At 49.1% G+C, this 22658-nt stretch carries 20 protein-coding genes; 4 read left to right on the forward strand and 16 right to left on the reverse strand.

The annotated features are described in order from the left end of the window. Nucleotides 1-1251 (reverse strand): cadherin repeat domain-containing protein (locus OXH39_08060; protein MCY3550402.1); only part of this gene is annotated, 1251 nt, incomplete at its 3' end. 1416 nt (nucleotides 1252-2667) lie between these two features. Between OXH39_08060 and OXH39_08065 the strand changes: the two genes are divergently transcribed. The 3 genes from OXH39_08065 to OXH39_08075 all read left to right on the forward strand — a co-directional run bounded on the left by OXH39_08065 (nucleotide 2668) and on the right by OXH39_08075 (nucleotide 5290). Further along, nucleotides 2668-3003 (forward strand): hypothetical protein, encoded by a 336-nt coding sequence (locus tag OXH39_08065; protein ID MCY3550403.1) that lies wholly within the window; start codon nucleotides 2668-2670, stop codon nucleotides 3001-3003. A gap of 276 nt (nucleotides 3004-3279) precedes the next feature. Further along, nucleotides 3280-4515, forward strand: coding sequence for a multiheme c-type cytochrome (locus OXH39_08070; protein ID MCY3550404.1), 1236 nt, complete (start codon nucleotides 3280-3282; stop codon nucleotides 4513-4515). Next, nucleotides 4499-5290, forward strand: coding sequence for a hypothetical protein (locus tag OXH39_08075; protein ID MCY3550405.1), 792 nt, complete (start codon nucleotides 4499-4501; stop codon nucleotides 5288-5290). Before OXH39_08070 ends, OXH39_08075 begins: the two co-directional genes overlap by 17 nt. Before the next feature lie 130 nt (nucleotides 5291-5420). Here OXH39_08075 and OXH39_08080 read toward each other — a convergent pair whose 3' ends face one another. Further along, on the reverse strand, nucleotides 5421-6611 hold the full coding sequence (locus OXH39_08080) for a DegT/DnrJ/EryC1/StrS family aminotransferase (GenBank protein MCY3550406.1): 1191 nt from the start codon (nucleotides 6609-6611) through the stop codon (nucleotides 5421-5423). A gap of 178 nt (nucleotides 6612-6789) precedes the next feature. Between OXH39_08080 and OXH39_08085 the strand changes: the two genes are divergently transcribed. Beyond that, nucleotides 6790-7704: a P1 family peptidase gene (locus OXH39_08085; protein ID MCY3550407.1), complete on the forward strand. Its 915-nt coding sequence runs from the start codon at nucleotides 6790-6792 to the stop codon at nucleotides 7702-7704. Here the strand turns inward: OXH39_08085 and OXH39_08090 are convergent. The 14 genes from OXH39_08090 to OXH39_08155 form a co-directional block, all read right to left on the reverse strand. Next, nucleotides 7701-9074, reverse strand: coding sequence for an alkaline phosphatase family protein (locus OXH39_08090; GenBank protein ID MCY3550408.1), 1374 nt, complete (start codon nucleotides 9072-9074; stop codon nucleotides 7701-7703). The two genes, OXH39_08085 and OXH39_08090, sit on opposite strands and share 4 nt — an antisense overlap. 25 nt (nucleotides 9075-9099) lie before the next feature. Beyond that, on the reverse strand, nucleotides 9100-9900 hold the full coding sequence (locus tag OXH39_08095) for a phytanoyl-CoA dioxygenase family protein (GenBank protein MCY3550409.1): 801 nt from the start codon (nucleotides 9898-9900) through the stop codon (nucleotides 9100-9102). Between the two features lie 208 nt (nucleotides 9901-10108). Continuing rightward, complete coding sequence (locus OXH39_08100; GenBank protein MCY3550410.1) at nucleotides 10109-11467, reverse strand: sulfatase; 1359 nt, start codon at nucleotides 11465-11467, stop codon at nucleotides 10109-10111. A gap of 36 nt (nucleotides 11468-11503) precedes the next feature. Further along, a complete protein-coding gene (locus OXH39_08105) occupies nucleotides 11504-12625 on the reverse strand; it encodes a GNAT family N-acetyltransferase (protein ID MCY3550411.1) in 1122 nt (373 codons plus the stop codon). Further along, nucleotides 12526-13464: a mannonate dehydratase gene (locus OXH39_08110; GenBank protein MCY3550412.1), complete on the reverse strand. Its 939-nt coding sequence runs from the start codon at nucleotides 13462-13464 to the stop codon at nucleotides 12526-12528. Before OXH39_08110 ends, OXH39_08105 begins: the two co-directional genes overlap by 100 nt. 259 nt (nucleotides 13465-13723) lie before the next feature. Beyond that, nucleotides 13724-14731, reverse strand: a complete 1008-nt coding sequence (locus OXH39_08115) for a Gfo/Idh/MocA family oxidoreductase (protein ID MCY3550413.1) — start codon at nucleotides 14729-14731, stop codon at nucleotides 13724-13726. Between the two features lie 131 nt (nucleotides 14732-14862). Beyond that, nucleotides 14863-15231 (reverse strand): Gfo/Idh/MocA family oxidoreductase, encoded by a 369-nt coding sequence (locus OXH39_08120; protein MCY3550414.1) that lies wholly within the window; start codon nucleotides 15229-15231, stop codon nucleotides 14863-14865. A 72-nt stretch (nucleotides 15232-15303) separates the two neighbouring features. After that, entirely contained in the window at nucleotides 15304-16161 is an 858-nt protein-coding gene (locus OXH39_08125; protein ID MCY3550415.1) for a LamG domain-containing protein, read from the reverse strand. Nucleotides 16162-16340: 179 nt separating this feature from the next. Next, the gene (locus tag OXH39_08130; protein MCY3550416.1) at nucleotides 16341-17735 is read right to left on the reverse strand and encodes a beta/gamma crystallin-related protein; all 1395 of its coding nucleotides are present in this window, start codon (nucleotides 17733-17735) and stop codon (nucleotides 16341-16343) included. A gap of 108 nt (nucleotides 17736-17843) precedes the next feature. Next, on the reverse strand, nucleotides 17844-19004 hold the full coding sequence (locus tag OXH39_08135; protein MCY3550417.1) for an oligogalacturonate lyase family protein: 1161 nt from the start codon (nucleotides 19002-19004) through the stop codon (nucleotides 17844-17846). A 10-nt stretch (nucleotides 19005-19014) separates the two neighbouring features. Continuing rightward, entirely contained in the window at nucleotides 19015-19338 is a 324-nt protein-coding gene (locus tag OXH39_08140; protein MCY3550418.1) for a hypothetical protein, read from the reverse strand. 59 nt (nucleotides 19339-19397) lie between these two features. Further along, nucleotides 19398-20396 carry a sugar phosphate isomerase/epimerase gene (locus tag OXH39_08145; protein MCY3550419.1) on the reverse strand — a complete coding sequence of 333 codons (999 nt, stop codon included), beginning with the start codon at nucleotides 20394-20396 and terminating at the stop codon, nucleotides 19398-19400. A gap of 193 nt (nucleotides 20397-20589) precedes the next feature. Further along, a complete protein-coding gene (locus OXH39_08150) occupies nucleotides 20590-21294 on the reverse strand; it encodes a Uma2 family endonuclease (GenBank protein MCY3550420.1) in 705 nt (234 codons plus the stop codon). Nucleotides 21295-21365: 71 nt separating this feature from the next. After that, complete coding sequence (locus tag OXH39_08155) at nucleotides 21366-22538, reverse strand: Gfo/Idh/MocA family oxidoreductase (GenBank protein MCY3550421.1); 1173 nt, start codon at nucleotides 22536-22538, stop codon at nucleotides 21366-21368. Nucleotides 22539-22658: the final 120 nt, after the last annotated feature.

The following is a 22658-nucleotide window of genomic DNA, read 5'->3' on the forward strand; positions in this document are numbered from 1 at the left end:
TCCGCCAAACCTGTCGGATCTGACCCACCCCACAGGACATTCATGTATAATCCGCCGCTGCGGGGGGGATAGAACGAATCTGACGAGGCGTGCCGTGCCCTCGGCATTGAGACTGATGCCTCGGACTCTGAATAAATTCGTCGGAACGAGGGCGGTGTGGTCTCCATTAATGGTAATGGATGTATGGGTGCCGCCTATAGGGGTCCATGTTTGCCCTGTATCCATGCTATACTGATACTCAAGAATGGTTTGTGGATTGATACCTGTAGGGACCTTCCAGTTGAGAGTGACGGTCGGATTTCCCTCGCGTGTGACAATAAGCGTCTTGCTTGTGATCGGGTTGTTTTCGATAAGTGGCAGTGTGCCTGCAGCGGCGGGCGGTGTCTGTGGTCCATTATTATTTGCAGGCGGTGTCTGTGGGTTAATATTTTGTGGTGTCTGTGGTGTCTGCGGCGGTGGTGTCTGCGGCGGTGGTGGCGGTGGTGGCGGCGGTGGTGGCGGTGGTGGATCTACATTGATAGTGACATCTATTGTGTCGGAACTTCTCGCTGTTGTCCCCCCGCCTTTTTCCTCGACCTTGACCTTTACACTGTAACTGTTTTTGGTCGCATAATGTAGAGCATCCTTTGTTTTCAATTGACCTGTGCTGGAAACAATACTAAATGATGTCGCATCTGTTCCTTCAAGACTATACTCCAATGTAACATTATTCTCCGTATCAGTGTCTGCATTCGCCCAATGTGTTGCAGAGATAGCGAGACCAATATTGGTGTTTATTGCTGTGCCTTCACTAACGCTGCGTGTCTCTGTGTCTGCCGAAAAGTAAAGAACATCCGTAATTACACCTGTAATATACCTGTCTATCCAGGTAGTCCCGTTGGACCCAATCCTAAATCTAATACGACAAGTATCATAATACGAATCCTCATTAACTTTTATATAAATATTATAGGTTCCATTGGTCATACCACTAACGCTATATTGACCAGTACTTGACAGGGTGTATTCACCGTTCAATGTTTCACTAAACGTGACATTAGTGGGATTAGGATTATAAAATCCAGTTGTGGGGGGACGGGTATACCCTGAAAGTGTAATCACCACTGAATTTGGAAAATTGTTACCGCGAGTGGTTGACTGCTCATTTCCTGAGGTAATAGTTACAGTCTGTGCTTCAGCTGCTTTCCCCACGAAAATAGCCAATAAGGTAGCACAAGCAAATATAAAATACAAAACTCTTGTTTTAAACATTATCTGTTCTCCTTTATTCATAACCCCAGCTGCTACCTTTATTTATAGAGTTATTTAATGCTCGTTGCGATGACAAACAAAAGCACTTTTAACTCAAAACCTTGGTCCCACACCGCAGCCCTGGGTCAATAAAGTTGAGTTCCTTGAAGTTTCTAGAGTCGATCAGGTCTGGGTAGGCGATATTACTTACGTCCGCCGCCTGTTCCTGATAATAGAAAATACATAAATATCGATTTACTCATGATTCTTTCTCCTTTCCTGCCTGACGTTGTTAGCCAAGATAACGCGCACCGAGAGAATTCCGATGCAACACAAATAGCCCGCGAGGCGCGGGTTAGATCACGCGCGTGCGGACATAAGAACAACAGACCCGCAACACCTGATGCCTCTATCTTGTGAAACAATATGCTTATTATGTGATAAGTGGGGAGGGGAATTGCTTGTAGAGAATTAAACGCAGGAGTCATCACAGGCGTAGCAACGCTGCATGCCCACTCGGGGACTTGAGTCAACCGATTGCAGACTTTATCAAGATGGAACGGAATCGCTGCGGTTCGCATGCGTGTCACCTGACGTTTACTGCTGGGACGCAGGGTTTTTTCATCACTTTCGCTTCAACACAACCGAAGTATCTATAACAAACTCGCGGGAAAAATACCGACACCTGAGATATTCGGAAACTTCATATATTCACATTTGTTAAAAAAATATAATATCATACATTTTAGTATTAGTCAAGTTAAAAATTGCGATAAAGTCAATCATTATAAGGGTTTATTCGAGTGTTGGATTCGGTCATATTTTTTGATATAAAATAACAAAATAATAATGACTTTATCTAACACTTTGCGATTGACGCGACTTTTGCAAAACTGCTCCGATACATATTTCATAGCAGATATGGAAGACTCTGGTAGGTAATGCCCGGGCAGGCACAAGACCTGAATACATGGACAGGCACAAGACCTGCCCCTACGAGGGTTTTTGAGGGATAGAAAAGAGTGGGTTTCGGGGTGGGGAAACACCGAAGCAAAAACACCCCTACGAAACTGTCGATATATTTCATAGGATTTGCCCTAAATATCGGTGATTGAAAAGTGGAAAAAAGGTTGACCACCAACGGTAAATCAGGGTATAATAGTTCCATGCGGACTGAAAAATCTTTAACGCTTCATTGGTGTCGAGTTTTCGTGATTTCCAAGAGGCATTGGAGAGGACATCAACCCGGAAACAGACGAACACATAACCCACTCCATAAACTTCCACAAGATGATAGCGGCTTCTGTTGTCTGAATCGCGGATTTTCACGGATGACACGGATGACGCGGATTTTTTAAGAGGTTTTTGGTGGGATCCGGTGCGGTTTTCTAACCGCACCAAAACCACCTTTCAATATTGATTTTTACGGAAGTAGAAATGCCCGAACCTCACCCCATTTGTTCATCCCGACGACTTGTTCTGGACGATCGTATCATTGAAGAGGTCGTTGAAGCAAAACTCACGCTTGGAGAAATCACCAAACCCTCCCAGAACCCGCTCTTTGGTGAGGACAAACCGTGGGAACCCCGTTTCGACAATGTCTATGCCAACGTTATCTATGATACGGATGATCGGCTTTACAAATGCTGGTATAATCCGTTCATTGTAGATAAGCGGGTCTGGATAAAGCGGGTAGCCAACGCGCTGTTAGTAAACCGGTCCACACGACTGGAACGGATGCCTACGTGGAATGGGAAACGAGTCAAGATTTAGCCGGTTTAAGTGGGGACGAAGTTCGGCTCAGATTTCAGTTTCACAATGCCAAGTTGTATGCCTTCCAGTTCCGGTAGGGAATGTAGATTGCCAGATTCTATTCCTGTATTTCATCTCAAATAGTCCTCTTGTTTTATGGCTTGATGTCTTGTGGTCGCGCAAACACTGATGATTAGGTTGAGAAAAATGGCGTGCTGTGATAGAATAATCCCAAACATTGCTGCTTCATATTCACTTCATAGAACGTAGAGGCATAATTGGAGTCAATACGGTTTGATGTCATTTAAATCTATCTTTATTTCGGTATTTTTGGGGACAGCTCTGATTACTGTTGTGCTAATCCTGAATGCGAGACGACCTGCAATGGAAGTAGATCAGCCAAGTGCTGATTTTGTGCGGGCGACGGGGAAATGCGCGGAGTGCCATCGCCGCGAAACGTCTGCAATTGTCCACCAATTTGAACGGAGCGAGCATGCAAAGCACGGCGTAAGTTGCTTGGATTGCCACAAAGCTGTGGAAAATCAGGAAACACAGGCACATCGGAGCTTCACTATCGCGAAGCAACTCACGGCGAAAAATTGTAGCGAGTGCCATACAACCGAGTATTCGCAGTTCCTCCGAAGCCGACACGCGGCACCGGCTTGGGCAGCGGTATTGGGTGCGAAGGATTTTACAGCGGAACAGATCGCCTTCGCTGAGAAATACCACAAAGGTGCAGTGGATCGTCCTGCGAATCCTTTAGCGATTGCAGAGGGTAAGAGTGCTATGGATGTTGGATGTTTGGGATGCCACGATATAGGTAAGCCGAATCCGGATGGTTCCATTGGGACGTGTACAGCCTGCCATGCGCGGCATTCAAGTTCGGTTGCGCTGGCGCGGGAGCCCGAAACTTGTGGGCAGTGCCACATGGGACCTGACCATTCACAGATTGAAATCTACCATGAATCCAAGCACGGCGTGCTTTACAATGCCCAAAAATCAGAAATGAATCTCAAAGCACCACCGAAAGCACTCACGACAGCAGATATGACTGTGCCTACATGTGTGACATGCCACTTGAGCGGTTTGGATGGATTAAATGTGACACACGATACAACAGAACGACTCTCGTATTGGCTATTTGCGGCGGTTTCTGAAAAGCGTCCGACTTACCAACAGGGGCAAGATGCGATGAAAGAGACGTGCTTAAAATGCCATGCGAGTTCACAGGTAGAGATTTACTATCAGGAGGCTGAAGGTGTTGTTGCTGATACCAACCGTAAAATTTCGGAAGCCGTGATGCTAATGACATCGCTACGTGAAGACGGATTGCTGACTGAAACGCCTTTTGATGAACCTATCGAATTTCTCTACTTCGATCTGTGGCACTATTACGGTCGGACAGCAAAACACGGCGCGTTCATGGGGGGTGCGGATTTTGTTCAGTGGCACGGAAATTATGAACTTTTGTTGAAGATGACGGAGTTGAAAAGAATTGCCCAAGAACTCAGAGAAAATGCTGCAAAACCATAAGGGATTGGCTGCCAGACTGCTCGACTTTTTTATTATTGCGAACCTGGCGTTTTTGGCACTTGACGTGTTTTTAGCGCACTCTGTCAACGCATTTGCACATCCCGCGGAATGGATCCCTTTCTACTTCTCGTTAGGTGCGTCCGTACTGCTCGTTCTAATACTTTTTCGGAAAAAAGGGCAGTGGAGAGAGTGGTGTCGGTTTAGCGTTGGGTGGGGTGCTGTTTGTATTGGCATCTCTGGCATGTTCTTTCATCTCGGCAGCGAATTCTTTTCTGATTTGACCCTCAAGAATCTTGTCTATACAGCACCATTTGTAGCACCGTTGGCTTTTACCGGGGTAGGGTTGCTTTTAATAATGAACGGTATGATTCGCGATACGGATTTAGAATGGGCACAATGGGTTGTGTTTATGGCGGGTTTCGGGTGGTGTGGTAATTTTATTCTCTCCGTTTTCGACCACGCGCAAAACGGGTTTTTCAATCCGTCTGAGTGGTTGCCGGTGTTTACGAGTGCTATCGCTGTCGGGTGTTTGGCAACGTTATTTTTTGTTCCTCACCAACCCACTTTTCTTAGGTTCTGTGTCATTGTTTTGGGAATCAACTTCATCGTTGGTATCGCGGGGTTCTTCTTCCATTTGGCGGTAGATCTGCAAGCCCCAGGTGTTACGCAGATAGATAAATTCCTCTATGGCGCGCCTTTGTTCGCGCCCCTTCTCTTTCCAAATCTATCGCTCCTCGCGCTCTTAGGTATCTGGAAAATTTCTACCACAAACTGAGTTCGCGGTTTAGGATGGGCGCGTTGAGATAAGGATAAACCCTGAAAAAGGAAATTTAGGGGGTTTCTTTCTGTTTTCTAAGTACTTGTCGGAGTGTTTTCAACTCCGATTTCTGGGTGACTACTGCAAGTTACAGTTCATGGACGTGCGCCCGAATCTTCTGGAATGCGTCTAAAATCAGTTGCATGTCGTCTGTATCACCTAAGAACATGGAGTGTCCGAAGCTGCAAACCTCTTCGCGGTACACCCGTTCCGCCTCTGGACAATTGAGCGTGCTGTAATCAATTGCTTGGTCTCCGAGATATTTGCGAGGTAATCCCAACTGGTCAAACAATTCCGGGTTGCCGAAGGGACCTTCGTTGTAGATAGGCTCACCGTGTGCGCCCACACCACATGAGATGCCCTCTGCGCTGAGTGCTTCCATGAACCTTCCGCGTGAAATACCCCCGAATTCCTCAGAGACGAATCGGAAATCCCAATAGTAGAAACACCAGCGTGTGACACGTTCGTCGCGTGGAATTGGGTGAAGTCCCTCTATCGCTTCCATACCTTTGGAAAGGTATGCGATATTTCGTTCACGCGTCTCTACCTGTTCTTCAAACCTTTCGAGTTGGCTTAACAGAAGCGTTGCTTGGAAGTTTGTCATCCGCATATTCAATTGCGCGAAGCTGCCTGCCTTTCCTGCGAGTTCTTCGTCATTTGTTATCACCATCCCACCTTCACCACAGGTGAGCGTTTTCCCCATCTGGAAACTGAATGCTCCGAGATGTCCGATTGAACCCATCCCTTTTCCGCGCCACTGTGAACCGTGTGCATGCGCGCAATCCTCGATCACCTTGAGATTGTGCGTTTCAGCAATCTCCATGATGGCATCCATATCTGCGGGATAGCCGCCGTTGTGTACCGGTATGATTGCCCGCGTTCGCGGTGTGATGGCTTTCTTGATCGCATCGGGCGCGATGTTATAGGTGAGTGGGTCTATGTCAACGATTACCGGCACGGCGTTGACGCAGACAGCAGATGTTCCTGTTGCTACAAATGTGAGCGCCGGAACGATGACTTCATCACCCGCGGTGACACCAGCCGCCTTTAGTGCACATTGTAACGCCACAGTGCCGTTGGCGAGTGGAATCCCGTATTTTGCGTCCTGAAACGCTGCGAATTTTTCACCGACTTCATCGACTTTCTCACGTCGGTTCCACGCGCCGCTCCGCAGGGTTTCTAAAAGTGCGTTCTCTTCGGTTTCATCAAAGATGGGCCAGTTTTTCCCTAAACTTCCTTTAACGACAGGTTCACCGCCATTGAGTGCCAACTTTGTCATGTCCGTTTCCCCCTTGTTATATGCTCCAGTATTATGGATAGTTCTGATTTTAGCAATGCGTCCTTTTTTTGTCAATTTCTTTAGCACCGTTGGGGCATAATGTTTATGGCATTTTGCTTGCAGATTTAAGCGGGATCCCTTATAGTAATCTTCAAAGACCTAAAGCACCGCGTAAATAATGAAATCAACGAATCAAACCATCACTGCAATTGAAGGCATTAAGGTAGGGCATGCTACTGACACAACTGCCCGAACAGGGTGTACTGTTGTCCTCTGCCCAGCGGGGGCAACGGCAGGCGTTGACGTGCGTGGTGCTGCACCCGGCACACGGGAAACAGAGGCACTCCGTCCAGGACGTTTAGTCCAAAAAGCACACGCCGTGCTACTGACGGGCGGAAGTGCCTTCGGCTTGGATGCTGCAGGTGGTGTTGTCCAGTATCTTGAGGAACAAAACGTTGGTTTTCCTGCAGGTCCTGTTCATGTGCCGATTGTTCCTGCGGCCGTAATTTTCGATCTGGGGATCGGGGATGCAAAGGTGCGTCCGGATCGAAAGATGGGGTATCAGGCGTGCCTGAATGCGACAGATGAACCGGTCGCAATGGGTGCCATCGGGGCAGGGACAGGTGCCACGGTTGGTAAGGCTCCGGGTGTTTCAGCTTCTCCGGGGGGTGTCGGTTCAGCGTGTGAATATCTTGATTCCGGTTTGATTGTCGCTGCTGTTGTGGTTGTGAATGCGTTGGGGAATGTTGTGCATCCAAGGACTGGTGAAATTCTCGCGGGTGGAAAGGAGAACGGTGGATTCATGGACATTACTGAACGACTTTTAGATGCCAATAATATCGTTCGTGGAACGAACACAACTATCGGTGTTGTGGCAACAAACGCTACGCTTACCTCGGCGGAAGTGAACCGGGTCGCGGAGATGGCGCACGACGGGATGGCACGCGCGATTCGTCCGTCACATACGATGTTCGATGGAGATACACTTTTTGCGCTCGCTACAGGAGCACATACTGGCAGCAGCGTGAATGCTGTCGGTATCCTCGCTGCGGAGGTTGTCGCTGAGGCAATCGTTAACGCGGTGACCGCCTAAATAGGTTTCCCTTGCATTGCTTCAGGGATATCTATGCCGAATTCATTTAATACCGTCGGGGCAATATCATATAGGCTTTTCGGAGGGACACATCCACGCTTTGCTCCGTTCTGTTTGATAATAAAGATACCCATCTCCGCGTGGTTGCAATCGTCGGGACCGGTGTCGTTCTCGTAGGTATAGATGCTGTTATATCCGACACTTCCGACGGAGCGCCAAAAGAGATTTCCGAAGTAGACGATGAGGTCCGGTGGAATGTTCCGGCATTCCCGATAAACTTCTTCGGGTTTGAAAACGCGCGTGTTGATATTATCTCCGGCTTCATCTACAATTGCTTCGAGTTGTGTTTTTAGTTCGTTGCGGACACTCTCGTAGTTTTGGGGACTGACAATTCCGTTCGGTTCTCTGCCTTCAACATTTATAAAGATTCGTCCGTAATATCCGCCTTCTCCCCACGCCTTGGTTTTTTCCCAATCCACCATATCCGGGGTCCACCGTGTAATCTCTTGCGGTTCGGTTTTGAGTGTTAGATAGCCGTGTTGCCGGAGCCATTCGTTGACGCAAATACCGCCGTCCATCCGTTTTGCGCCGTGGTCGGAGACAACCATGACAGTGGTATCCTCGTCTACGGACGCTAATGTCTCTCCGAGTTCTGCGTCGAGAACGCGATAGTAGTTCCGCATCGTCTCTGAGAACGGCGAATTCGGTTCATATTTTGGATGCGTTTTGTCCCAAAATCGCCAGAAAGCGTGGTGAAGCCGGTCAGAACCCATTTCAACCATCGTGAAGAAATCCCACTCTTTGGTCTTAATCAGATGGCGTGTGAGTTTGAAGCGTTCAGATGTCATCTTGAGGAGTTGTTGTTCCAGTTCGGCGCGTTGATCCGTTCGGAAATTTGGAATATCGATCATGTAATCGCTTGCGACCTGATCAATTTCCCGCGATAGTCGTCTTGGGAACGTCCACTGCGGGTTGCGGTCAGGCGTGAGGAAACTGGTGACCATCCATCCCGGAAATGGCTTGGCAGGGTAAGTGAGCGGTACTCCCAAAACGACCGATTTCTTCTGTGCCTGTCCCAAGAGGTCCCAGAGTGTTGGCACTTTCACGGCGTGTGCGTTTGCAATCGTCAAGGCATCGTAGGAGTAGTCTTTGCGGTTGCGAAAGCCGTAGATACCGATTTCGCCAGGATCGCGGCTGGTCATCATACACATCCACGCTGGCACGGTGATAGGTGGAATCGTACTCTCCAGTTCTCCGTACGTGCCTTCTGCCATCAAGCGATGTGTATTGGGCATATCGTCTTTGAATGCGTTAAAGACGAGTTCCGGCGCAGCACAATCCCAACCGATAATAAGGACGCGTTTTCTCATATTTTAATTATTAAATCTGCTTAAATCACGGCTTGTGATCGGTGTTAACAGGCGGTTCGTCGTTGTCAAGAAAGCGGTCAATCGTGTTTCTCGTTGCCGGGCGCGTGCGGAAATCGGCAACCCATGGTTCACGGAAGTACGCCTGCTTTTCACGCGGTAAAGCGGACAACACTTCAGGTGGAATCGGTAGACGGTGCCAATGTGTCGCGAGATGCGCATAAGCGTTTAGTACTGCGACACGCGGTGTCTCCCGTTGCCACACGGGACCGGCGTGACACAGGTTTTCCGTGAAGAAGATTGCACTGCCAGCGGGGCATTCATAGGTCATCAGGAACGGACTCCGCTCTCCGTCCTCTAATGACATGTGGTCAGGATGCATCGGGAAGTTGGATTTGTGACTACCGACGATAAAGTGTGTTCCACCATCGTTTTTGGAAATATCTGTCAGTTCAAAAACGACGCGTACCATTCCAGCGTGGATCTGTCCGTTGTTGACACGGTATCCGAAAATCGGATCTGCCTGTTGCGGTCCACCACCGTGGAGTTCACCGTGCCTCCGCCCTTTTTCGCGCCAGACAGAGTAGGAGTGCTCTAACCGGATCTCAGGTCCGATGATTTCGTGTAGGACCTCGAGGACTTTGGGATGGTCAATCAGGACGCTCGCGGGACCACCGGGTACGGCACGGTGTTCCGGTGGTAAGGATTCTTTGTCATGATGTATCCGGTCAATCTGATCAACGATTGCATCTACTTCGTCGCGTTCAAGGATCGCGGGACGCACAAGGAATCCGGTTAAGTCAAATCGAAATTTTTCTTCATCAGTCATAGGTTATCTCCTATGTTGGCTTTGTGATAATGCATAGAATACATGGATATTTCTGATTTTATCGTAAAACCAACTACAACGAACAATTATAGTAAAACCCACAATTAATTAGATATTGTAGAACGGCGAGGATACAATCCTCGCCAGCAGCGGTGTGTGGAAGGGCGAGGATATAATCCTAGCCAGCGTCGGTGAAGGTTTTCGCTTCTTATGCCCAGCGGGGTTTTCCTCCGCCGAACCGCTGCTCGCTGATGTTCCACAATTCCGATAGACCGAGTTGCCGAATGTGTTCAATTCCGGGTAGAAATGGGTCGTTTACTCGGGTTAGCCACTCTTGGAGTTCTGTCTCTAATTCTGCCCGCAGTCCTTGTGAGTCTGCATCGTCTATGAGATTGATCATCTGATATGGGTCGTTGTCGTTGTCGTAGAGGAGCCATCCCGTTTCGTCGTAATGACGTGCGTAAGTGTGGCGATGCGTTCGGACACCACGCCACTCGCGGATACCGAAGTGGAAGCCTTCACTCCCGTGTAATGGGACTCCAAGGAAGACAGATTGTGGCTCGTCAATTGTCTTGCCGAGCATCGCTTCTGAAAGGTCGATGCCTTCGACACCCTCCGGAATCGGTAGGTCGCATAAGGATAACATTGACGGCATAAAGTCGACGAGGCTGAGCAGGGTATCCCGGGTAACGCCTGCTGGGATTCTACGGGGCCAGCGGATCATAAACGGGATACGGGCAGATTCTTCCCATGGCCGTTCTTTTCTGACGTGTCCATGGCTACCGAGCATATCACCGTGATCGGACGTGTAGACGAGAATAGTATCGTCAGCGATGCCGAGTTCGTCGAGGGCAGTCATCAAGCGTGCAAGGTTTTCATCCAGAGCCGTGATATGCGCGTAGTAGCCGGAGATGTCTTTCCGTGTTGCGGGTGTATCTGTCGCGTTTGGCCGTAACTGAATCTGGTCGGGTGGATACATCTCCTTGTAACGTTCAGGGACATGTTCATAAGGATTATGCGGTGGTCCCCAGCTCATATAGAGGCAGAAGGGTTCATCGACGTGGTCGCGGCAGTATTGAATCGCCTGATCGGTCTGGAACTCTGGTTCGTAACCTTCAATCTGCATCTGATTCCCATCAGAGTCGTGGTAAGGTGCATTGAAATAGTTATGATGACAATTCCATCCGATCCAATGGTCAAAGCCGAAACGCATTTCAGGGGTGATGAACTTGTCCCGCGGCATACCGCCGAGGTGCCATTTGCCGATGTAGCCGGTTGCGTATTCTGCTTCTTTGAAGACTTCCGCAATGCCGGTTTCTGTCAATGGGAGTGGCAGATCGTTGGAAACGGCTTTGTGGTTCAACGGGTATTTGCCTGTCATGAGGCATCCACGCGCAGGCACACATATCGGGACGTTCGTGAAGGTGTTCGGAAAAAACATCCCTTCCTGTGCGAGTTGATCCATCGCAGGCGTTTGCACTTGCGGGTTGCCTGCGCATCCGACATCGCATTGACGATGCTGATCGCCGAAAACAAAAATTAGATTGGGTTTACGGGCGGTTTCCATTGCTGTTCCTTTATAAGTAAGATAGGCTGTTCTGTCTCACTGCATCCACGTATAAATTTGGCGAAGTGCTCCCTCACTCTGGGCCCACAGTGCCCTTTTCAGTGGTGAAAGGATCTTTGTGTAGCTGGCGAAATCTGTATGAACGGCGCGATACTGTTCTTTATGCGCGATTAACCCTGTGTTCTCCGGAGGCGATGCCCCGAAATCCACCCATTCATATTTTTCACGACACGCTTGTGTAATGATGTAGTGGAAAATCGCGTTGTTAGGGCGGTATTTCAAAAATTCTGGCACGGATGCCTCGCACCACAAGGTTAGGGTCCGGTTGAAATGTAGATAGAGCAATCCCGCGATCATTGTCCCGCGATATGTCGCGATAGCAAGTCTGGCGATTTTCTGCTCTAAAAGCGTTTGCATGAGTGATTGTGGCTTCGGCGTGCCTCCCAATCGTTTTACCGTTGTGAGATACATGTTGTAGAATGTGGATAACGCCTCTGGGTTGTCCGTATTCGTGACTTCTACACCCGATTTTTCCGCTTTTCGCACTGCACCTCGCACGCGTTTGTTATAGGCGTGCCAGAGCGTATCAATGTCCCCGTTTGTCTTTAAAAGATGTGTGAAGTGAGTTGTACATTCATAGCCGATTTCCGTGAGAAGATCACCGTAGATCGCGGTGTGTTCTGGTGTCAACGTCCAGCGGATCTCACACCACCCTCTTTCCATTGCTGCCGTTTCAACGGATGCTATCAACGCTTCGGGGTTTGCCTGTGATGAATCTATAAGATGGACACCGCCAAATAGGTTCCACGGCATTGAGTGCCATAAACGGATGCCCGGTATCGGCTGAAAGACGAAGGCGGGCAGCACACCTACAATTGCGTCTTCTTGCCTAATGAGTGAATAGACTGGGGTAAGTTGTCTGAACGAACTCGCTAATGCATCTCGCCACGCGAGGCTTTGGAAGGCAGTACTCCCCGGACACTGCCGAATAATGGTGTCCCACTCGTTCTGGTTTTGAGGGGTAAGGGGTTCTACCGTGTACACATGTAGATTGAAAATTATGTCGCCAATGCTGCAAACAGTGCCTTGATGTAGCCAACGGAATAGGCTAACCCGACATCGCCTTCTAATCTCGGAATATGATCGGCGTTGATACACCCGTCAAATCCGACCTTTTGGAGTTCTCGGACAATTTTGAAGGCGTTCATATCGCCATCGTCGAGGAGGACTTCCTCGAACGCACCAGCCGTTGAGAGACTTCCACGTACGTTTCGCAGGTGAACCATGAAGATGCGTCCTTTACGTCCGTAGTTGTTGATTTCGTCGAGGACAATGGTGCTACCACCCGCTTCGGCACGGGTGCCGCAACAGTAAAGGTAGCCAACGTTCCTACTGGGAAACGCATCGATGACACGATGAAAGCCGAGGCTGCCGAGCGGTGTATCCGGGTTTGGCACGTCTGATGGATGGATGGCGAGTTTAATGTCGTGGTCGTCGGCGATAGGGACGAGTGCACCGTAGACCTCGGTGAAGCGTTTCCACCATTCGTCGAGTGCTTCCATTGTGGGTGTGTCTGGCGGATTCTTGGTGGCGGCACGGCTTTCGCCGCGTGAGGTATATCCACCCCTATGGACAGAAGGATAACGCGTCATGAGATAATCAAAGGTATCTCCCCAGAAGCGTTGCCGTGCGATAGGCACACCGGCTTCGGCGAAGACCCGAAGCGCATTACATGTGTTCTCCAGTTCCTTTTCACCATCGGGTTGTCCCGTCATGAACTTCTCTGTGATATTCGGAAGCGTTACGCGGTTGATGTCGAGTCCCCATGAACGGATCTGTTTCTTGATTTTCAGTACTTCGTCTAAATCGGGGTAACCCTGTTCACTAACGCCGGGGAAAGCACCGCCGTTTCCGAAGTCAATGCAGTCGGCACCGAGTTGTGTAACCTGTTTTAGGTAACTATCTGAAAGTCCACCATCCCAGACTGAAATCCTCATATTTTTAATTTTCCTTTTTTTAATTTTCCTTGCGGTTCGTTCAGAGAGGTTAAGCGTTCATATCCGCCCACCGTATAGCTGAAGAAATCCGCAGAAATCCGCAGAAACACCCAAGCAATACGCAGAAATACCCAAGCAAAAACACCCCAAGCAAAAACCCCTCCATTACATTTCGGACTTGCGATCTTTGGCTAACTTTCTACTTTTCCTTGTGGTTCAATGAAGGGGGTTAGGCATTAACATTTATCTCCGCTTGTTATCAAAGAGGTAACGGAACAGATTGTCCACTCTCTACGGATTGGTATGCGGCAAGTGCGATTTCGACTGCGGCGCGCCCGTCTAATCCTGTGATCGGCGGTGGTGTATCGTTACGGATCGCCTCCACGAAGACGCGGATCTCTTCTTGAACCGGTGGGGGTACCGTAATATCTGCGATTTTAATCTGTCGTCCTTCACCCTCAAAGGGTTTTATCTGGATAGTTGCGTCGCCACCCCAGGTCTGTGGGAAGTAGATGGAACCGCCTTCACAATCGACACGTCCACCGTATCCACCAACGGCAGACACATGACTGGAATGGAGCAAACCGACTGCACCGTTTACAAAATTCAAAGAAGCAAGAACGACATCTGGATAGTCGCTCTTATCTGGTCCGTATTGTCCACCAGCACCATAGACAGCGGTGACATCCCCACAGGTCCAGCGCATAAAGTCGATTTCGTGTGCGTTGATTTCCATGAGGGTCCCACCGGATTTCGCACGTTCTAATCGCCATGGGGTATGACTATACCCACTGCTCCAAGGTCCACCGATACGATGCACCATCATACAAGCGGGCGCGCCGAGTTCACCGCTTTGCACGATCTCGCGGACTTTGGAGTGCGTCGCGTGATAACGACACACCAAACCGATAGTAAGTTTTACATCGTTTTTCTCGGCGGCAGCAATCATCGCATCGCAATCGGACAGCGTCGGTGCCATTGGTTTTTCGGAAAAAACGTGTTTGCCTGCGTTTGCTGCATCGACTGCCATGGGTGAATGCATAAACGGCGGTGACGCTATCAGGACTGCTTGAATCCGATCGTCGGCAAGTAGTTCATGGTAATCCGACGTGTAAGATGCATCAAGGTCTGTGGCAAGTTTTTCTGCCAGTGCGTCTTGCACATCGCTGACGCAGATGACTTCTATCCCTTCAACGGCGTGTGCGCCATTCGCGAGGCTTCTGCCCATGCCGCCGCATCCGATAACACCAACTCCTATCGTTTCCATAATTTATCTCTCCGTTTAATTACGGTGGATTTGTAATTACGTATACACCTTCGATCAGAAACCAATCTCTAACTTATCTTATCAGGAAGGGATTTGGAAACCTCGCTAATGATGCACCTACTAATAAATATCTACGTGTTTCTAAGGTTATCAAAAAATTCCTCTGGCGGGAGTAAATGTTCAATGAGCATCTGTTGAATTCCTTCTGTGTCGAGTGGTGCTATGCTATGAAAATTATATTTACCAGCTGCCACCGTATCAGTTACGATCTCCTGTGAAGGTGGCGTAGCAATTAACACCACATGAACCCGGTCATCTGAGAGCAATTCATGATAATCCGATGTCCATGACACATTGAGGTCTGCTGCAAGTTTTTCAGCCAGTGCTTCTTGCGAGTCGCTAACGTAGATAACCTCTAAGCCTTCAACAGCATGCGCACTGATGGCAAGGTGTCTCCCCATATCGTCGCACCCAATAACACCAATTCCAATCGTTTCCATTTTTTTACTTTTCCTTGCGGTTCGTTTGGACGGGTTTAGGGAAAACGCTCCTGTACATATATTCAGAAAAAATTATCTTCGTCTGGCTTTGATGTGACCCCACGTAGTGCTTAAATGGTTCACAGAGGGGCTGACATCGAGCCCTGTGGCTTTCATATTGTTTTGAACCTCTGCTGCACTCAAGACGCGGTCATAGATACGGAATTCGTCGATATACCCCTGAATTGTATCGCAATCACACCCATCTGAACGGTCTCCAATACCGAGGAAAAGCCCACCTTTTGGGATTTTACCACCCTTCATGGCGTACCTCTTTTCCTGCTTTCCATTCACATAGTAGTGAACCGTTTCACCGTCATAAGTGCCGGCAAGGTGCAGCCACTCTTCAAGCGGAATATCTTCCAGTACATTGTCTTTCGCTGCTTGGGTTGATTGACCACCGGCTCTGATGAAGAAGCCGTGTTGGTTATCATCATCGTCGTAGTAAAGGCTCGCGACTGCGGTGTTTGCTGGCATATCGTCGAGTGAGATAATCCGATTCCAACTGTCATCGAGGGCGTTGATGTAGACCCAGCATTCCAAAGTGATCTCATCCCAATCACGGTCAATTTTCGGTGGGTTTGAATCTTCAACGAGGAGGCGGTCAACACTGCCATCGAAAAGGATGCACTCGCCGACTTGGCAGTCAGAAGCAGGTGCAAGTTCGGGGTCCCCCTTAACAGCGGCAGCGAGCCCTGAAAAGATATCTACTGCCTCTTTTTTAATTTTTACTGTGTCTTTGTCGAAAGACCAATAAGCGACTAAACCATTTTCAACTGCACCGGTGATTGCATCGGCTGGCGGCGCGTTCCATAAGAGAAGCGCGAGAAGGAGAAAGGCGAATGCGCATTTGGCATTCGCAAAGACTGTGAAGCACTGTGAATTTTTCACAAAATGTCTATCCTGAAAACGAGCACCGCTTTTTAGATACATGATTCACTCCTTCCACCTGTTAAAGTGGTATCAGATCGTTGAGGCATGAATGCCACGACCTATAATTTCAGTTTGTTTGAGCACCTATATACGAATGCGTTGCATCCCATCGCGTTCCAGTGACAGAAATAGAGCGTTTAGAACATGTCCCGCATTGCACGTTCTCGGCGATCAGCATCTCGACGTTCCCGTTCCTCATCGGTCATTTGATCGTGTTGTACAGCCGTAATGGGGCGATATTCAGCGACCTCACTCTTCCGCTTGAACACCCGGAAGAAGTCGAAGCGGGTTAAGGTTGGTGGGATGTTTCCGGGACACAGCGCGTGTACGCCAACATGTACTGAATTTCCCATGCCGACATTCGTTTGTCCGCAGCTTCTCCATTGGATGCCGTCATCACTGGCGAAAGACGAGAATTGGTTCCCTCTGCGTTCCAGACGTAAGAAGAGTTCTCGCACATTTCTGAGTCCACTACTGCGTCCACGCAAATTGAAGGAGCGTCCAACATGGCGTTCAAATCGGACATCACCTCTAAAGGCATGCGGTCCTGAGGTTTTCTCTAAACGGAGGAACCTGTTTGGATTTTTCCATACCAGTAAACCTCCGTGCTCTTTCAATTGTGGCGAGATTCGCATGCGAGTTTCGATGGCGAAATCACCTACTATTTCCATGAGGAGCCGTGGTGCACTCATATCACCACTTCTACCGTCTGGACCGTGCCACAGGTCTTGTCCGGGTTCAGTCCGCATTTCGAGATAGCCTTGGCGTTCTGACCATGCGCCGCCACCTTTCGGATCTTCCCATCGCCATTCTGGACGCATATTGTTTCCAATGAATTCATCTTCAAAAACCATCTCCGTGAACTCGCCAGAGGATGCCCATCCTTCAATCTTAATGGCGGAGATAGAATCCCCGAAGTTTTGCGGGAGTAAATGGAGGTTCGGCAGTTCCTTTTTATATTCCGAGGGTTCCATACGGATCGGTAAGGGTGCCCCTTCAAAGTCGGGGTGTTCATAGAAAACGACTTCCGCGCCATCTCGTGGGAAATCGGGACCTTTAAAGATACGAATTGAGGATATCCGGTCTTCAAACCAAGTTCCGCCTTGAGCATCGCGTAGGTTGGCAATATCACGTAGGATTGTGATTTTTCTGCCTCGGAATTCGACGTGTTCATAGCAATCCACAATCAGCGGAATCGTTCCCCACTCGGGTCCAACGACTTCCAATGTGGAGCCGAAGTTAATGGAGGAGATTCTGTCCGCAAAATTGTAGGAGGTATCGTGCAAGTTCGGGTAAAATCCGGGACCGAGTGCCAACTTTTTACCGCGGTAGTTAACGTGCTGGTAAAAGATGGCTTTATAGTTCGGATTTGACGAGAAGTTTGGCCCCTTATAGATACGAACAGAAGATATATTGTCTTGAAATCCAATAGTGCGCGTATGCTGAACAGGTTCTACAACATATCCCATTCTGCCGCGGAAGTTTGTATGTTGGAACACCTCAACAATAAGACGCGGTATGACGATTGGCATTTTTTATCTCCATTTTTTTTAGTTATCAGTTATCGGTTGTCAGTCTTTCAGTAAAAGAGCATTTCATTTCAATGAGGTTCTTTCTTTCCGAGGTTTCCGAAATCTTGTTTATGTTTCACTGAACGTTGCTTCGTAGATTTGAGCATATCCACTTCGATCCGATGTAAATACGATATGTTGTCCGTCTGGACTGAACGATGGATGCGGATGTGTATGCTGAGGCGCGTAGACGTGAACCGGACCCCCAGCATACGGGAAGGGGCCGTTCCAATGCGCACCGATAGATGAAGCATTAGGATAACAGAGGGTTTGTGGTTCACCAATGCCGTCACGCGGATCGAAAGTTTGGATGCCAATGTCTGGGAAGTTGGTATCTGCTACCATGCGCGTTCCAGCAGGATTGCAAATGGCGTGCCATGCGTTGAACGTTGTCACCTGTCGAATTACACCTGTATCGGCGTTGACGCATCTCATACCTCGGGGCCAGTCAACGAAAGCGAGTTCGCGCGTCCCAGGAATCCATGTTTCATGTGTGATCCATTCATTCTTTTCAATATTCTGAGCGTAAAGGCGACGGTTCCCGCTTCCATCGCGATGAATTACCCATACCCGATCGGTGAGCGGACCCGCATAGTAGAGCAGGTTAGAATCATCAGGACAAAATTGAAGGTGTCCGATGCTGTCTCTTTGTAAGATAATATCGTGTTTGCCGGTGTCTGTATCTACAATAGCGAGTGCTGCTTCTTTACCGATGTCTCCGTTCGTTGCTTGGGAGGGGTAGTTAAATCTGACTGCCCACCACCGGTCATCATGGCTGACGGATGTTGTCCCCATAGCGGCAGCGACCATCCCCTTTTCTTTCATCGCTGTGGCAGCCCGTTTAACAGCAAGTTTTGACTTGCAAGTTTCGTCAAAATTAACGAGTTCTCGTTCCTCCAGTGTCTCCAGATCGAGTCGCCAACCGCTTGTGCCAGCAGTGAAGAAAACCGCTTTTCCGTCTCGCGAGGGATGCACAGACCACTCTTCAATATCTGGTCTGTCTGTTAATTGACGCAGTTCATTTGTGGCGCGTTCTTCCGCGAATATCTGTGCGGTGCCGGTTCGGTACGAGATAAAAATCAACCGCTGCATGGCGTTGTCATACGCGGGTATGATGAAAAAGGGATGGTGGTGCAGGGCAGACGCGGTCGTCACCTGCCGGATTTGCGTGCCAGTGCATCGATCGTAAAAAGTCCGAGATTCAGGACCGTAAACCGTGCCTTTCGCCATACGTGTATTCCTATTTGCTTTGTGCTTCAGTCTCCGTGTTTGGACGTTCAAACAATTGCCTTGCTAAACGCTTTTTACGTAGCCAATCAATGCAGCAATGCGTCGCTATTACATGAATCCAACTCTCAAAACCCTGCGGTTCCTTCAACATATCCAACTTCTGGTGGACTTTCAGGAAAATGTCTTCCGTAATCTCTTCAGCGATACGAGCATCTCCGGTTTTACGCAATGTGAGTTCATGAATCGGTGCTTGATATTTCTCCACAATTAAGCAGAACGCACTATCATCGCCTCCGAGGACGCGGTGAATAAGTTCAACATCATCGTTTTTCATGGATCACCTCTGATAAGGTCGGCGGGCACAGTGACCCGCCGAAGCAGTATTTGAGTTTCTTATTCTTCAAAGGCAGCATCGAATGCTACAGCAGAAGGTTCAAAATCGTAGCCCTTGACGGCGGCACAGGATTCACGGGCACCGTGTTCTCTGTCCATACCGCTGTCCTCCCATTCGATAGAAAGCGGACCGTCATATTCCATATTGTTCAGTGCCCGGATGATCTCTTCAAAGTTGATATTACCACGACCGATGGATCGGAAATCCCAATTTCTTCGGGCATCGCCGAAGTTCAGATGTCCGCCGAACACACCAGATAACCTCGGCGTGTCTGCCCACCAGACATCCTTCATGTGGACGTGATAAATTCGGTCGCTCAACCGTTCAAGGAAGGCGACGTAGTCAACCCCTTGGTAACCGAGGTGACTTGGATCGTAGTTAAATCCGAATGCCTCTCTGCCGTCGACCGCCTCAATTGCGCGTTCTGCAGTGACAATGTCAAAAGCGATTTCGGTCGGATGGACTTCAAGTCCGAACTTGACACCCACCTCATCAAAGACATCGAAAATCGGGTTCCAACGGTTCGCAAAGTCTTCAAAACCGGCATCAATTTGCCCTGGATCGTTCGGGGGGAAAGAGTAGAGAAGATGCCATATAGAGCTGCCCGTGAAACCGTTAACAACATTCACGCCGAGTTTTGCGGCAGCGCGAGCAGTGTTTTTCATTTCCTCAGCGGCACGTTCTTGAACGCCTGCGGGATCGCCATCGCCCCAAATAGCCTCTGACAAAATGCCTTGATGCCGACTGTCGATGTTATCGCAGACGGCTTGTCCGACGAGGTGGTTGCTGATTGACCAGACCTTTAGTCCGTATTTCGCGAGGAGGTCGTGTCTGCCTTGGCAGTAGTTGTCGTCTGCAAGTGCTTTATCCACTTCAAAGTGGTCACCCCAGCAGGCGAGTTCTAAGCCGTCATAGCCCCATCCGCTCGCTTTTTCTGCTAACTCTTCTAACGTTAAATCTGCCCATTGGCCTGTAAAGAGTGTTACAGGTCTTGCCATAATAGTGTTGCTCCTTCGTATTTTTATTTTCCTTGCGGTTCGTTTAGGAGGGTTTCGTAAGAACGCTCCTAATATCCCAACTTAGGCGTAATTTCTGGTTTCCAAGTGCTGTTTTAGCGAGTCAAAAAGGTAGTCCAGTTTTTACAATCCTAAATTGTGCTGTGAAAGCAGAGTGCCTGGAGAAAAGTTAAGATTAGCTGCGTGCTTTCAAGCGTTCGATCTCTTCTCGGAGTTCTGCGAGTTCTGCCTCAGCTCTCTGGCGTGCAGCGGCTTCTTCATCAGCGCGTGCGGATGCTGACTCCGCGGGTGTCTGCAACCAAGCATCCGCAACTGGATCATAGATATCTAAACCGACATCACCCACATAGAAATCTAAACCGAGCGCAGCGGAGTGCAGACCCCCATCTGGATCTGCCGAAATTGGGACGTACAAACCATCAACCAAAGTGAAGCCCATTATAGGCGAGGGTAAATATAGACCCTCGGCATCATACAAAAAATAGTCTTGGATTCCCAATGAAGCGTAGAGTTCCATCTTGCGCCCCAAGTCGTTGCGATAGGTACCTTTGCTGGAGAACTCCATCGCGAAGTCAGGGACCTTCCCCTCCTTCCAGACAAGATAACTCCGCCGAGGTTTCTTACCTAAGCCGAAAGCGACCAGGACATCCGGTGAAACCGATTGACGTGGGTCTCCCTCGACATAATACATGAGTATATCGCCAGAAACATAAACTTCCAGTCTTTCTTCAAAATGTGCGTCAAGGGCTTGTAACGTCCGCGTAAGGATACGTCTGTGAGTGTCGCTAACCGCCATAGGTTTTCCATCCGAGTCAGGATAAAGTTCATCGTCCTCTGTAGGGGCGTAAGGGATATGCGTCCCTTCTTTATAGGTATCCATTGGGGTGCCTCCCATTTTCGTGAGATGCCTGAATACACGGGCGTTTTGTTCTATGTTGCCTTACGAAAAGATTATGCCGGTGGCGTGTAGCTTGCATCAATCCATGCACGCTGTTTGCCGCTTTCTACGGCAGCGTTAATAAAATGTACGCCGCGGGCACCGTCTTGAACGGTCGGGAAATCGGTATCAAATTCAGCAGGGCCCTCGCCTGCGATTTTCGCTGCCATCGTGCGTGCGGCGTTCACATAGATATTTGCGAATGCTTCAATAAATGCCTCTGGGTGTCCAAAGGGTATCCGTGAGTTGTGCTGGACGATCTCCGATAGATAGTCGTTACCGCGTTTGTAAACCTGTTCGGGACCGTCCGGGAAACGGACGTAGAGATAGTTCGGGTTCTCCTGATGCCATTCCAGTGAAGCCTCAGTGCCGTAGACGCGAATGCGTAGATTGTTTTCTTCACCGACCGAGATTTGTGATGCATACAGAACGCCGCGGACACCGTTTTCATAGTGCACCAGTAGATTGCCGTCATCTTCTAACAAGCGTCCCTCTACAAAAGTGGTCATGTCTGCACAGATTTCTTCGATGTCCAATCCCGTGATGTAGTGTGCCAAATTCTCGGCGTGGGAACCGATGTCTCCGATACATGAAGATGCACCCGCTTGTTTGGGGTCTGTGCGCCAGACAGCTTGTTTCGCGCCTTCGTTTTCTAAGAATGTGGCGAGCCAGCCCTGGGGGTATTCTACGACGATCTTGCGAAGCACTCCGAGTTTCCCCTCTTTCACGAGTTCACGCGCCTGCTTTACCATCGGATAACCTGTGTAGTTGTGTGTCAGTGCAAAGATGGCATCGTGCTGTTTGACGAGGCTGCAGAGGGATTCAGCATCAGCAACCGTTGTGGTCATCGGCTTGTCACAGACGACATGGAACCCGGCTTCAATGAAGGTTTTGGCGACATCGAAATGGACGTGGTTTGGTGTTACGATTGAGACGAAATCAATGCGTTCGCCTTCGGGCAGTTGGCTCTCTTTTTCTGCCATTTCGTGGTAAGAGCCGTAGACTCGGTCTGCGTCAAGGAAGAGTTCAGCACCTTGTTGCTTAGATTTTTCGGGTGATGATGAGAACGCGCCAGCGACGAGGTCGATTTCCCCGTCGAGTGCCGCGGCTTTCCGATGGACGGCACCGATGAACGCATCCGGTCCGCCGCCTACCATGCCGTAACGGATTTTTCTGTTTAGTGGCATCTTGCGTATTTTCTCCTTTGCTTTGTAATCTGGGCGTGCAAGTTTCGCCCTACCGTGATATTTTGATTCCACTATACATTATCCCATATTTGGGTACTTTTTTCAAGATTTTTTGGGATG

Source organism: Candidatus Poribacteria bacterium, from assembly GCA_026702755.1.
Taxonomy (GTDB): Bacteria; Poribacteria; WGA-4E; order WGA-4E; family WGA-3G; genus WGA-3G.